The following is a 13,689-nucleotide window of genomic DNA, read 5'->3' as shown; positions in this document are numbered from 1 at the left end:
TTCTGCTCCGCAAGGGGCAGATAACTCAACGGAGTGAATATGAGCGTATTACGTTCGTTATTAACTGCTGGGGTGCTGGCGTCAGGTCTGTTCTGGAGCCTGAGTGGAATGACCGCCACGCCAACGCCGCAGGAGTCTGAACAACGCTGGACGGTGACTCAGCAGCGCAGCCCTGATGCCGCTTGCCTGGACTGCCACAAGCCGGACACCGAAGGTATGCATGGTAAACATGCCGCTGCCATTAACCCGAACAACAAACTGCCGGTCACCTGCACTAACTGTCATGGCCAGCCGTCGCCCCAGCACCGCGAAGGGGTGAAGGATGTGATGCGCTTTAACGAGCCGATGTACAACGTAGAGCAGCAGAACAGCGTCTGTATGTCCTGCCACCTGCCCGAGCAGTTGCAAAAAGCGTTCTGGCCTCACGATGTCCATGTGACGAAAGTGACGTGCGCCAGTTGCCACACGTTGCATCCAAAGCAAGACACGATGCAGACGTTAAATGATAAAGAACGGGTCAAGATTTGCGTCGATTGCCACAGCGATCAGCGTAACAATCCGAACTTTAATCCGGCGTCCGTTCCCTTGCTTAAGGAGCATCCATGAGTTGCTCCCGTCGCCAGTTTATCACCCGCGTCGGCGCGCTGGTGGCGGTGAGCGCAACGGCTGGACGCGTGGTGGCGAAAACGTTGAACATCAACGGAGTACGTTACGGTATGGTGCATGATGAAACATTGTGCATCGGCTGTACCGCCTGTATGGATGCCTGCCGGGAAGTGAATCAGGTGCCGGAAGGGGTATCGCGTCTGACGATTATTCGTAGCGAGCCGCAGGGCACATTCCCGGATGTGAAATATCGCTTTTTCCGTCACTCGTGCCAGCACTGCGACCATGCGCCCTGCGTTGACGTCTGCCCGACGGGAGCCTCATTCCGTGATGCCGCCAGCGGTATTGTGGATGTGGATCCGGATCTCTGCGTCGGCTGTCAGTACTGCATCGCCGCCTGTCCGTACCGCGTGCGGTTTATCCACCCGGTCACGAAGACGGCGGATAAGTGCGATTTCTGCCGGAAGACCAATCTGAAAGCGGGCAAGCTGCCAGCCTGCGTCGAGTCCTGCCCGACGAAGGCGCTGACGTTCGGCAATCTGGACGATCCCAACAGCGATATTTCTCGCTTGTTGCAGCAGAAAACGACCTACCGCTACAAGCTGGCGTTGGGGACTAAACCGAAGGTCTACCGCGTTCCCTTTAAATTTGGGGAGGTGAGCCAATGACACACGCTTCTGCTTTCCATTTTGAATCGCTGGTGTGGGACTGGCCCATCGCCATCTACCTGTTTTTGATTGGGATCTCCGCCGGGTTGGTCACACTGGCCATTTTGTTGCGGCGTTTCCATCCGGAGGCGGGCGGGGCCGACAGTACGCTGCTGCGCACCACGCTGGTGGTGGGGCCGGGCGCGATTATTCTCGGCCTGCTGATCCTTGTCTTCCACCTGACGCGCCCGTGGACCTTCTGGAAGCTGATGTTCCACTACAGTTTCACCTCGGTGATGTCGATGGGGGTCATGCTGTTCCAGCTTTATATGGTGGTGCTTGCCCTGTGGCTGGCAAAAATCTTTGAAAAAGAGGTGATTGCCCTGCAACAGCGCTGGTTGCCACGCCTGGGACTGGTACAGAAGGTACTCACGCTGCTGACGCCGTTCCACCGTTTGCTTGAAACGGTGATGCTGGTTCTGGCGGTGCTGCTCGGGGCGTATACCGGTTTTCTGCTCTCGGCGCTGAAGTCCTATCCGTTCCTGAATAACCCGATTTTGCCGGTCCTGTTCCTGTTCTCGGGGATCTCTTCCGGGGCGGCGGTAGCGCTGATTGCCATGGCTTTGCGCCATCGCGGCAATCCGCACAGCACCGAAGCGCACTTTGTGCATCGCATGGAAACCCCGGTGGTGTGGCTGGAGATCTTCCTGCTGGCGGCGTTTTTCGTCGGGCTGGCGCTGGGTGATGACGGCAAAATGCGCGCGCTGTCGGCGGCATTGGGCGGTGGATTCTGGACCTGGTGGTTCTGGCTGGGCGTTGCGGGATTGGGATTGATTGTGCCGATGCTGCTGAAACCCTGGGCAAATCGCGGTTCGACATTTCATGGCGTGCTGGCGGTGTGCGGCGCCAGTCTGACCGGTGTGTTGTTGCTGCGCTTCTTTATTCTTTATGCAGGGCAACTGACGGTGGCATAGCTTTTTGGATCTCTTCCTTCCTGAAGCCGGGTTTCTGGCGCTGCTATTGAGTCTCGGGGTCAACGTGTTGACCCCGCTTGTTACGCTGGCAGGCGTTCGCCTGCGCTGGCAGCGTGTTATGCCTCTGGCGACGGTGGGCGTGCTGGCGCAGTTTGTCCTGTTACTGCTCGCGTTTTCCATTCTGGTCATCTGCTTTCTCACCAGCGACTTCTCGGTCGTTTACGTTGCCCAGCACAGCTACCGTTTGTTGCCGTGGGGACTAAAACTGGCAGCGGTGTGGGGTGGTCACGAAGGATCTCTGCTGCTGTGGGTGCTGCTGCTTTCCGGCTGGGGGGCGCTGTTTGCCTGGCGTTATCGCAGGCAGTCTGATCCTCTGTTCCCGCTGACGCTCAGCATTTTGTCAGTCATCACGGCCTTACTGCTGCTGTTCGTGGTGGTGTGGTCCGATCCGTTTGTGCGTCTGTTTCCGCCTGCCATCGAAGGACGCGATCTCAATCCGATGCTGCAACATCTCGGGTTAATTCTTCATCCTCCGCTGCTCTATCTTGGTTACGGCGGTTTGATGGTGGCGGCGGGTGTGGCATTAGCGTCGCTATTGCGCGGCGGTTTTAGCGCGGCAACGGCCTGGGTCTGCTGGCGTTGGGCGTTGCCCGGCTGGTGTGCGCTGACGCTCGGCATCATTCTCGGTTCATGGTGGGCGTATTGCGAGCTGGGCTGGGGCGGCTGGTGGTTCTGGGACCCGGTGGAAAACGCTTCCTTATTGCCCTGGCTTTCCGCCAGCGCGTTGCTGCACAGCCTGTATGTCTCACGTCAGCGTGGCATCTTCCGCCACTGGTCGCTGCTGCTGGCCATTCTGACCCTGATCCTTTCGCTGTTGGGCACGCTGATTGTGCGCTCCGGCATTTTGGTTTCCGTACACGCCTTTGCGCTGGATAACGTGCGCGCCGTACCGTTGTTTGGACTTTTCTGCGCCCTGAGTCTGGCCTCACTGGGACTGTACGGCTGGCGGGCGCGGGTCACACAGCAGGCTGCGCGATTCACCCTCTGGTCGCGCGAAATGATGATTCTGGCGGCACTGCTGTTTTTTAGCGCGATACTGCTGATAGTGTTCATCGGTACGCTCTACCCCATGCTCTACGGCCTGTTGGGGTGGGGGCGACTCTCTGTTGGCGCCCCCTATTTTAACCGCGCCACATTGCCTTTTGGTCTGCTGATGCTGGTGGTGATAGGGCTCTCGGCAGGCGGATTCTGGAAACGTTCGCCGCCCATCTCCCTGCGCCGTCGGGTATGGCCCTTTGCGATTGGGTTGCTGGCAGTAGCGCTGTGCTGGTCGCTCGGTGCGGCAGAAGCGCTGGCGTGCGGCCTGGTGGCGGCAGTGATGCTGAGGCTCTGGTTTCAGCCTGCTGATGCGTTGCGCCGTCAGCTTCCGGCGCTGCTGGCGCACAGTGGGGTACTGATGGTGGCGGCGGGGATCATCTTCTCCAGCGGGAGCCGACAGGAGGTCAGCCTTAATCTGAGTCCGGGACAGCAGGTTGAGCTGGCGGGCTACACCTTCCGTTATGAGCGCCTCGACCTGGAAGCAAAGGGGAATTACACCACCGAGAAAGCGCTGATTTCGCTGTGGCAGGATAAGACGCGTATTGGCAGTCTGCTGCCTGAACGTCGCTTCTATGCTGCGCGTCGCCAGCAGATGATGGAACCGGGAATTCGCTGGAATCTGCTCCACGACTGGTATGCGGTCATCGGCGAAAAAACCGGGCAGGACCGTTACGCCATGCGTTTGTACGTACAGACCGGCGTACGCTGGATATGGGGCGGTGGGCTGTTGATGGTGCTTGGCGCGCTGCTCAGCGGATGGCGAGGGAGAAAACGCGATGCCTAAGATGACCCCATTTTTACCGAATAGCACTACGCTTATCCGGCCTGGAATTGGCGCACCCCGTAGGCCGGATAAGGCGTTTACGCCGCCATCCGGCATCACATTTTTACTCTTAGCCTTGGTGCTGTTTTTCATCTCCTTTACCAGCCACGCCCAGGTTGTAGACACCTGGGCCTTTGAAAGCCCGCAACAGCAGGAAAAGTCCCTGTTTATTGCCAGCCAGTTGCGTTGTCCGCAGTGCCAGAATCAAAACTTGCTGGAATCCAATGCGCCTGTTGCGGTGAGTATGCGCCACCAGGTTTTCACCATGGTGGCAGAAGGGAAAAGCGAAGAGGAGATCACGCGCTGGATGACGCAACGTTACGGCGAATTTGTCCTCTATAACCCACCGTTGACGGGCCAAACGATCGTGCTGTGGGCGTTGCCCTGCGTTCTGTTATTGCTGGCAGGCTTCCTGTTATGGCAGGCGAGCGTCAGCCAGAGCAAAAAGGAGGGCGAATGAGTTTGCATCAGGTGAGCGTACAGCTGCTGCGTCACAGCCAGCGCCAGGCGAGTCAGCAGATGTCTGAGGGGGTCGCAACACCCTTGCAGTGTGAACTACATCACGATCTGGCAGAACCGGTGGTGATGGGCGTACCCTTACGTCCGTTGCCGGTGAAAGCGATGACTGCCGTTGCGGCGGGCGTGTTGCTGCTATGCGTCGGCGGTTATCTGCTTAGCCCGAAATGGCATGCGGTGCGCCAGGAGCAGCAGCGGCTGGCGGACCCGCTACACGTTTTTGCTGATGAGCAGACCCCTGAAAAGCAGCTGCTGGCGTTGCAGGCGAAGATTCGTGCAAATCCGCAGGACAGTGAGCAGTGGGCGATGCTCGGCGAGTATTATCTGTGGCGCAACGCGTATCAGAATGCGCTGCTGGCCTACCGTCAGGCACTGCGCCTGAAGGGCGAAAACGCGGAGATCTATTCGGCGCTGGCAACGGTGTTGTACTACCAGTCCGGGCAGCATATGACGCCAGCGACGCGGGAAATGATTGATAAAGCGCTGGCGCTGGATGCGACGGAAGTGACGGCGTTGATGTTATTGGCCTCTGATGCGTTTATGCAGGCTAACTACGTACAAGCCATTTCATTGTGGCAACAATTACTGGATTTGAACTCGCCGAGAGTTAACCGCGTGCAACTCATAGACGCTATTAATATGGCGAAATTGTTGCGGAATCAGCAGAAATGATTTCACTTTTTTGTGATTTTGGTCTTTTTTGATGATTATAAAATAATCAAATGAACAAAAAGATTAAAATGATTCCAAAAGTGTATTATTCAAAACAATGGCTATAAAAATCTTTTCATAACAAATGGTTATTGATGATTATCGCGATAAACTCGCATTATTATGCATTAAATTAGCGAAATGCCTCGTTCTTAAAGGGTTGCACAAGATGCCGTGTAAATGGTACTGATTATGCCCGTGAAAAAACACTACAAACGTACGCAACACAATTCATACCCTTTCAGTATGTAACCATTCTCACGTCAGCGCACGTAGAATGGCGCTTCATTGAGGAAGTCTGTCGTTATGAAAAACATGAAAATCAGCCTGGCCTGGCAAATTTTGCTGGCGATGGTGCTGGGCATTCTGCTGGGCAGTTATCTGCATTATCACAGTGACAGCCGCGAATGGCTGGTGGTAAACCTGCTCTCTCCGGCGGGTGATATCTTTATCCACCTGATCAAAATGATCGTTGTGCCGATTGTGATCTCTACCCTTGTGGTTGGTATTGCAGGCGTCGGTGACGCGAAGCAACTGGGGCGTATTGGCGCCAAAACCATTATCTATTTCGAAGTGATCACGACGGTTGCCATTATCCTTGGGATTACCCTGGCGAACGTGTTCCAGCCCGGTTCCGGGATCGATATGTCGCAGCTGGCGACGGCGGATATTTCGAAATATCAGAACACGACGGCAGAGGTGCAGAGCCACGCGCATGGCTTGATGGGCACCATCTTGTCGCTGGTGCCGACCAACATCATCGCGTCGATGGCGAAAGGTGACATGCTGCCGATTATCTTCTTCTCGGTACTGTTTGGTCTCGGCCTGTCATCGTTGCCGTCAACGCACCGCGAACCGCTGGTGGCAGTGTTCCGCTCCATTTCAGAAACCATGTTCAAAGTGACGCACATGGTGATGCGCTATGCGCCAGTCGGTGTGTTTGCATTGATCGCCGTCACCGTCGCCAACTTTGGTTTTGCGTCGCTGTGGCCGCTGGCGAAACTGGTGCTGCTGGTTCACTTCGCGATTCTGTTCTTTGCCCTGGTGGTGCTGGGAATTGTGGCGCGGATATGCGGACTGAGCATCTGGATCCTGATTCGTATCCTGAAGGATGAACTGATTCTGGCATACTCGACGGCCAGCTCGGAGAGCGTGCTGCCGCGCATCATTGAGAAGATGGAAGCTTACGGCGCACCGGCGTCGATCACCAGTTTCGTGGTGCCAACCGGGTACTCCTTTAACCTCGATGGCTCAACGTTGTACCAGAGTATTGCGGCCATTTTTATCGCGCAACTGTACGGCATCGACCTGTCGCTGTGGCAGGAAATCGTGCTGGTGCTGACGTTAATGGTGACATCGAAAGGGATTGCCGGCGTGCCGGGCGTTTCTTTCGTGGTGCTGCTGGCAACGTTGGGTAGCGTGGGGATCCCGCTGGAAGGTCTGGCGTTTATTGCCGGTGTTGACCGTATCCTCGACATGGCGCGTACGGCGTTGAACGTGGTGGGCAATGCGCTGGCGGTGCTGGTAATTGCCAAGTGGGAACACAAATTTGACCGTAAAAAAGCGCTGGCGTATGAGCGCGAAGTGCTGGGCAAATTCGATAAAACCGCCGATCAATAATTGATTGCGGGTTGATTGCCGGATGGCGCTTCGCTTATCCGGCCTACACTTCCTTTGTAGGCCTGATAAGACGCGAGAGCGTCGCCATCAGGCAATCTGATTCACCCATTGGTTAACTTTTCAAATTCTTCACAGCCGGTATCAAATCCTTCCATACAGCTCAGATTCAACCAGTGCAGCGCCTTCTGTTTATTCTTCTCGATAAAACCCTGTTCACCGTTCAGGAAGATCATTCCGGCCCAGTATTCGGAATATCCGGTACGGGAAATCGCGGAGCTACGCTTGAAGTACCAGGTGGCTTTATCATCGTCTGCGGGGATCCCCACACCGTTGGCGTAAATCAACCCGAGCAGCATTTGCGCATCGACGGCAGAGTCATTTTCCAGATTTTCAGAGGCGTTTTGCAGTAGTGAAATCGCTTTTGGGTAATCGGGGTGACCCGCCTGGGTATTGACTAAAATACGCGCCAGCGTAATTTCGCCCGGCAGACTTCCCGCCTGTACGGCTTTTTCGGCGAGCGTCCTGGCCTCGGGGTAATCCAGACTCACCGGATTGGTTATCTTGATTTGCGCCAGTAATGCGCAGGCGTCCGCATCACCGTTATCCGCTGATTTTTGCGCCCAGAATTCGGCCTTGCTCAGGTTACCTGAGCTAAACCAACTGTCTGCGAGATAGTATTGCGCACGGCGGTCTCCGGATTCAGCGGCCTTCAAATACTGGCTGCCCGGCTCTGGCTCTTCGGCATGGGCAACGCATGTCATCATTAACATCAATGCGAAAAGTCGTTTCATCTTATTTTTATGTTTAGGGTACGGAATAGGCAGTATAGAGCGATCTTTTGGATAAAAAAACAGCCTCCAGAAGGAGGCTGTTGAGGCGGATATCAAACGTTGACCGGTAAAACCGATCAGCCCATCGCACTTTCGCGCAGGCGGGTTTTCAGCTTGGTGTACTCGTCAATCACATACTGTTCGGCAGTGCGCTGATCGGCGATGCGTTCAACGTTGACGGCACAGTATTTATACTCTGGCGTTTTGGTAATCGGGCTTAAGTTCTCGGTCACCAGTTCATTACATGCACCAATCCACCACTGATAGGTCATGTAAATCGCGCCTTTGTTCGGACGATCGCTCACGGCTGCACGGGTGATGACTCTGCCCTTGCGTGAGTTAACCCACACCAGCTCTTCATCTTTAATACCCAGACGCTCAGCGTCGTCGGTATTGATTTGCGCATAGCCAGGTTCATCCGCCAGTGCTGCCAGCGCCGCACAGTTGCCGGTCATCGAACGGCAAGAGTAGTGGCCGACTTCACGCACCGTGGAGAGCACCATCGGATACTCTTCGGTGAGCTTGTCGATAGGCGCTACCCAGTCACAGGTGAAGAACTGCGCCAGGCCGTTCGGGGTGTCGAACTTCTCTTTAAAGAGGTAAGAGGTCCCCTGATCGGCATCCGACGTATCGCGGCATGGCCACTGGATGTAGCCCAGTTCGCCCATCTTCTCGTAGGTGGCACCGTAGAATTCTGGGCACAGATTGCGCAACTCATCCCAGATTTCCTGGGTGTTGTTGTAGTGCATCGGATAGCCCATACGGGTCGCGATTTCACTGATGATTTGCCAGTCTGTTTTCAGATCCCACTTCGGCTCAACCGCTTTGAAGAAGCGCTGGAAACCACGGTCAGCGGCAGAGAAGACGCCTTCATGCTCACCCCATGACGTAGACGGCAAAATAACGTCTGCGGCAGCGGCGGTTTTGGTCATGAAGATGTCCTGCACGATGACCAGTTCCAGATCCTCAAACCCTTTGCGCACAGCAGAGAGTTCCGCATCGGTCTGTAATGGATCTTCACCCATGATGTACGCGGCGCGAACTTCGCCATGCGCCGCACGGTGCGGCAGTTCGCTGATGCGATAGCCGGTATGTGCAGGCAGACTTTCCACGCCCCAGGCTTTGGCGAATTTCTCGCGGTTTTCCGGGAACTTCACGTACTGGTAGCCCGGATAAGTATCCGGCAGCGCACCCATGTCGCAGGCGCCCTGAACGTTGTTCTGGCCACGCACCGGGTTAACGCCCACGCTTGGTTTACCGAGGTTGCCGGTCAGCATGGAGAGGCTGGTCAGTGAACGCACGGTTTCGACGCCCTGGTAGAACTGGGTAACACCCATGCCCCACAGGATTGTCGCGTTTTTCGCGGTCGCGTACATACGCGCAGCCTGACGAATTTCCTGTGCGCTAACGCCAGTAATGTCTTCGACGGACTCCGGCGTATAGCCTTCGACAATCTTACGATACTCTTCAAACCCTTCCGTACGGGAGGCGACAAACGCCTGGTCGTACAGGTTTTCTTCAATAATGACGTGGCCCATCGCATTCAGCAGCGCGATATTCGAGCCGTTTTTCAATGCAACGTGCATATCGGCAATACGCGCAGTTTCGATTTTGCGCGGATCGCAGACGATAATTTTCGCCCCGTTACGTTTAGCGTTGATCACGTGATTCGCCACGATAGGGTGGGAATCCGCCGGGTTATACCCGAAGATGAACACTAAATCTGTGTTATCAATTTCATTGATAGCATTACTCATTGCGCCGTTACCGACCGATTGGTGCAGACCTGCAACCGATGGGCCGTGTCAGACGCGAGCGCAGCAGTCAACGTTATTGGTACCAATAACGGCGCGCGCGAATTTTTGCATTACATAGTTGGTTTCATTACCGGTACCGCGGGAGGAGCCGGTAGTCTGAATGGCATCCGGGCCATACTTCGCTTTGATGGCGCTCAGGCGGTCAGCAACGTAATTCAGCGCTTCATCCCAGGACACGGATTCCAGTTTGCCGCCACGCTGGCGACGGATCATAGGGGTTTTCAGGCGTGGGGTCAGGATCTGGGTATCATTGATAAAATCCCAGCCATAATAGCCCTTCAGACACAAGGTACCCTGATTGGTTTTCCCCTGCGCCGCCTCCGCCCGAACGATTTTGCCGTTATCGACCACCAGGTTGATTTTGCAACCTGATGCGCAATACGGGCAAACCGTGACGACTTTTTTCATCGGTCTCGCTCCAGTTAATCAAATCGCGCATACGCGCTGTCGCCTTCAGTATGCATCTTTTATGCCATCTTTTTATTGTGGGCATTCCCTGATATTACGGGCAAATTTTGGGCAAAATGCTGACGAAAAGCAGGCTGTCGTCAGTTTTGACGTGACGAATTCAAAATATGTGACAGCCAGTCAATGTGACGGTGCTTATGTTTCCAGCATCTCCTCCTGCGCAATTTCTGTTACTCCGGGCAGAATCATTCACACTCATCTGAGTGAGAGACGAAAGGGGAAGGATGATGAAGCCTGCTGTTTTGATCGTGGATGATGACACCGCAATCTGCGCACTGCTGCAGGATGTGTTGAGCGAGCATGTTTTTGCGGTCACCACCTGCCATACCGGACAGGAGGCGATACGTTGCGTCGAAGAGCGCCCCGAGATTGCGCTGGTACTGCTGGACATGATGCTGCCCGACATCAACGGATTGATGGTGTTGCAGCAGGTCCAGAAAATCAGGCCGACGTTGCCCGTGGTGATGTTGACAGGGATAAGCAGCGAGTCTGATGTGGTGGTGGGGCTGGAAATGGGGGCGGATGATTACATCTGCAAACCGTTTAATCCCCGGGTGGTGGTGGCGCGCGTCAAAGCCGTGTTGCGCCGGGGCGGCGTACCGGTAGCCGAAGGCGGCGTGACGCAAATCTGCGGCCTTTCTTTTAACGGCTGGCATCTGGATACCGGGCGTTGCCAGTTGCGTGATCCGCAGCAGCAAACGATAGATCTGACGCAAGGGGAGTACAGTCTGCTATTGGCGTTGGCGCAAAATGCCCGTCGGGTGTTGAGCCGCGAGCAGTTACTGGCGCTCACGCACAGCGACAGCATCGAGGTGTTTGACCGTACCATTGATGTGTTAATCATGCGTTTGCGCCGCAAAATCGAAGCCAATCCGCACCAGCCGACGCTCATAAAAACGATACGCGGTCTGGGGTATGTGTTTGCCGCCGACGTCCAGCATCACGACAAGGCGGCATAATGTTGGTGATCCGGCCTACACAATTCATCAAGTAGCAGGCATTTCCGCTTTTAACTCCGCCAGCGTTTTGGCGCCGTCAATGGCGTTCGCACACAGCAGGCTAGCCCGTGCGCAGGCATGCGCCAGCGTAATGCTGTCGGCCAGTGACCATGACTCATGACAGCCGTACAGGAAGCCCGCGCAAAAGGCGTCGCCTGCGCCAACGCTGCCGACGATCTCCTCCTGCGCCAGTTTCTGCGACGGTATCCAGACGCCAGGCTGGTCCGGCGTTTCCCCCCACGCCCCTTCCGGGCAGTGGATCACCACGCGCTGTCGAACGCCCGCGTTGAGCAACTCCCGCGCGATGCTGGCGATGTGCGGAATATGCGGCCCGCCGTCCGGATAACGAATCTCCAGACCGCTGAACTCCCCGGCTTCCAGCTCGTTAATCACCAGATAATCAAGATAAGGCAACGTGGGCAACACCAGCGGCTGATAACGCGGGTCGCCCTTGCGCGAGACCAGGTCCAGCGACGTTTCAAACCCATTCTCGCGCATCTGCGCCAACAGCCGCGCGCTGCGCGTACCGTACTGGCCATCCGGCATATCCAGACTGTCGAGCAGCAGCAGATAACCGAGATGGAAGATTTTCATCGTGTTGTCGAGCCGATCAAAGGCGGGCAGATCCAGCAGGCGGTTCGCGCCAGGCGAGTGAAAAAAGGTGCGCTGGCCGCTGGGGTCGGTCATCACTTGCGACATTGAGGTCGGCGCGAAGGTGGTGCGCTGCACATGCTGGCGATTGACATGATACTGCTCCAGCATCGCCATAATGTAGTCGCCGTCGCTGTCCTGACCGATAAGCCCCACCGCCTGCAAAGGCAAACCGGTATGCATTTTTGCCAGCGTCAACAAGACGTTGAGCGGCGCGCCGCCCGTGGAACGCTCGCTGTGACTAATTTCCGCCAGCCAGCCGCGCTCCGGCCACTGCACAATTTGATGCACGTGATCGACCAGCATATTGCCCGCAGCGATGATGCCTTTGCGTTCCATCACACTTGCCCCGCGCTGCCAAAAATGCGCATTTGCTCAGAGACGGTATCGGTAATTGCGGCCTCAATGCCCAGCAATAGCTCGGCAAATTCATCGTACAGCGGCTGGCGGTTCGTCATGCGCAATTCGATGGCGGCCAGCGCCGCCTGCGACATTCCGGTGTAGAAGTTGATTTTGTGAATGCCCAGTTCGATGGCGCGACGAAAATCCGCGTCGCTGATGCCGGAACCGCCGTGCAGCACCAGGGGGATCGCGGCCTGCTGGCGGATCTCATCTAAGCGTGGGAAGTCGAGTTTCGGCTCGCCTTTGTACTTACCGTGCGCGTTGCCGATGGCGACCGCGAGGGCGTCAATCCCGGTTCTGTCGACGAAGTCCCGCGCCAGCAGCGGATCGGTAAACAGCGATTCGTCGGCATGACCATACAGCGCGCCGCCTTCGTCACCGCCGACGGCCCCCAGTTCAGCCTCTACGGATACGCCCACGGCGTGGCACATTTTCACCACTTCGCGGGTCTGGCGAATGTTCTCTTCATACTCCAGTGTCGAGCCGTCAAACATCACCGAACTAAAGCCCAGACGTAGCGCCTGAACCACCGATTCAAAATGCAGACCGTGGTCAAGATTAAGCACCACCGGAATGTCGTGGCGGGCAGCCTCGAATTTAATTGTCTCGACCAGTGAATCCAGCGAGACATACTTAAAATGCACTTCGGCAATATTGATGATAAACGGCGAGCGTTCCTGTTTCGCAGCGGCAAACAGCGCGCGCAAAAAGTGGGAATCCAGCACGTTAAACGCCCCTAACGCGTAGCGATGCTCACGGGCGTGGGCGAGCCCATCAGCAAGAGAAATCAGTGGCATAACAGCCTCCTTGTTCAACGGAACAGTCGATACTCGTTACACAGCACCAGTTGCGCCGGTTCATCTTCTTCAATGTCGTTATAACGGGCGAGTGGCTGCAGGAAGTAGTTGTCGTGGTCGTCGTCATTGACGGAAGAGACTTCGCCGACCAGCACATCGCCGAAGCCAGACTCTGCCCAAAAGCTGTGATACAGACCGGGCGTCAGGCAGATGCTCTCTCCGGGCATCAGGCGCAACTGGCTGCCCGCCGCATGAGTTTGTCGGCAGCCATCAATCACCACCGTGACAGCACTGTTATCTGTTTGATCGTGGGCGTCGGCGTTCCATAACTCCACGATCAGATTACCGCCGCCGCGATTGATGATGTCCTCATGCTTGCGCCAGTGAAAATGCATCGGCGTGATTTGCGCGTCCCGCACATGCATGATTTTTTCGGCGTAGCACTTTTCGTAAGGGAAGGCGTTGGGTGAACCGTTGCGCAGGGTAAACAGCGTTAACCCTAAGGCGGCAAAGTTTTCCCCGCCAAAAGCCGTCACATCCCAGCCGAGCTTGAGATCGAACACTTCACGCCAGGCGTCGGCATCCAGCTGTCGCCATTGCGTTGGCGCAAAACTGGCGAAGGGCGGAAGATGGACGTCATGCATGGAAAAAAACTGCCGTGTATGACCGAGGATTTCGTTTATTTCGGAGCGTTTCATGGACTGGATTCTCCTTGTGTGATGTCGCCTTCC

At 55.9% G+C, this 13,689-nt stretch carries 11 protein-coding genes and 1 pseudogene; 7 read left to right on the top strand and 5 right to left on the bottom strand.

Annotation, left to right across the window (positions count from 1 at the left end):
* Positions 1–39 precede the first annotated feature (39 nt).
* The 6 genes and pseudogenes from nrfB (at position 40) to gltP (ending at position 6,995) form a co-directional block, all read left to right on the top strand.
* Positions 40–606 (top strand): cytochrome c nitrite reductase pentaheme subunit, encoded by a 567-nt coding sequence (gene nrfB / locus JM656_RS20055; protein ID WP_203359268.1) that lies wholly within the window; start codon positions 40–42, stop codon positions 604–606.
* Entirely contained in the window at positions 603–1,274 is a 672-nt protein-coding gene (nrfC, locus tag JM656_RS20050) for a cytochrome c nitrite reductase Fe-S protein (RefSeq protein WP_203359267.1), read from the top strand. Before nrfB ends, nrfC begins: the two co-directional genes overlap by 4 nt.
* The gene (gene nrfD, locus JM656_RS20045; protein ID WP_203359266.1) at positions 1,271–2,227 is read left to right on the top strand and encodes a cytochrome c nitrite reductase subunit NrfD; all 957 of its coding nucleotides are present in this window, start codon (positions 1,271–1,273) and stop codon (positions 2,225–2,227) included. The genes nrfC and nrfD overlap by 4 nt, the downstream gene beginning before the upstream one ends.
* A 4-nt stretch (positions 2,228–2,231) precedes the next feature.
* Positions 2,232–4,608, top strand: a pseudogene (gene nrfF, locus JM656_RS20040) (heme lyase NrfEFG subunit NrfF).
* A 125-nt stretch (positions 4,609–4,733) separates the two neighbouring features.
* A complete protein-coding gene (gene nrfG, locus JM656_RS20030) occupies positions 4,734–5,336 on the top strand; it encodes a heme lyase NrfEFG subunit NrfG (RefSeq protein ID WP_203361341.1) in 603 nt (200 codons plus the stop codon).
* A 345-nt stretch (positions 5,337–5,681) separates the two neighbouring features.
* Positions 5,682–6,995 (top strand): glutamate/aspartate:proton symporter GltP, encoded by a 1,314-nt coding sequence (gene gltP / locus JM656_RS20025; protein ID WP_192613741.1) that lies wholly within the window; start codon positions 5,682–5,684, stop codon positions 6,993–6,995.
* Between the two features lie 101 nt (positions 6,996–7,096).
* Here gltP and yjcO read toward each other — a convergent pair whose 3' ends face one another.
* Positions 7,097–7,786 (bottom strand): Sel1 family TPR-like repeat protein YjcO, encoded by a 690-nt coding sequence (yjcO, locus tag JM656_RS20020; protein WP_203359263.1) that lies wholly within the window; start codon positions 7,784–7,786, stop codon positions 7,097–7,099.
* A 116-nt stretch (positions 7,787–7,902) separates the two neighbouring features.
* Positions 7,903–10,050 carry a formate dehydrogenase subunit alpha gene (fdhF, locus tag JM656_RS20015; RefSeq protein WP_203359262.1) on the bottom strand — a complete coding sequence of 716 codons (2,148 nt, stop codon included), beginning with the start codon at positions 10,048–10,050 and terminating at the stop codon, positions 7,903–7,905.
* A gap of 287 nt (positions 10,051–10,337) precedes the next feature.
* On the opposite strand from fdhF, the gene JM656_RS20010 reads away from it, so the two are divergent.
* The gene (locus JM656_RS20010; RefSeq protein ID WP_203361340.1) at positions 10,338–11,069 is read left to right on the top strand and encodes a response regulator transcription factor; all 732 of its coding nucleotides are present in this window, start codon (positions 10,338–10,340) and stop codon (positions 11,067–11,069) included.
* 27 nt (positions 11,070–11,096) lie between these two features.
* Here the strand turns inward: JM656_RS20010 and JM656_RS20005 are convergent, their stop codons facing one another.
* The 3 genes from JM656_RS20005 to JM656_RS19995 are packed head-to-tail and all read right to left on the bottom strand — an operon-like array spanning position 11,097 to position 13,656.
* Positions 11,097–12,101, bottom strand: coding sequence for a carbohydrate kinase family protein (locus JM656_RS20005; protein WP_203359261.1), 1,005 nt, complete (start codon positions 12,099–12,101; stop codon positions 11,097–11,099).
* Entirely contained in the window at positions 12,098–12,958 is an 861-nt protein-coding gene (locus JM656_RS20000) for a ketose 1,6-bisphosphate aldolase (RefSeq protein WP_203359260.1), read from the bottom strand. Before JM656_RS20000 ends, JM656_RS20005 begins: the two co-directional genes overlap by 4 nt.
* Before the next feature lie 14 nt (positions 12,959–12,972).
* On the bottom strand, positions 12,973–13,656 hold the full coding sequence (locus JM656_RS19995; RefSeq protein WP_203359259.1) for a D-lyxose/D-mannose family sugar isomerase: 684 nt from the start codon (positions 13,654–13,656) through the stop codon (positions 12,973–12,975).
* Positions 13,657–13,689 lie beyond the last annotated feature (33 nt).

This window comes from Citrobacter sp. R56 (genome assembly GCF_016811995.1).
Lineage (GTDB): Bacteria > Pseudomonadota > Gammaproteobacteria > Enterobacterales > Enterobacteriaceae > Citrobacter_D > Citrobacter_D enshiensis.
This window is presented reverse-complemented; position numbering and strand designations above follow the sequence as displayed.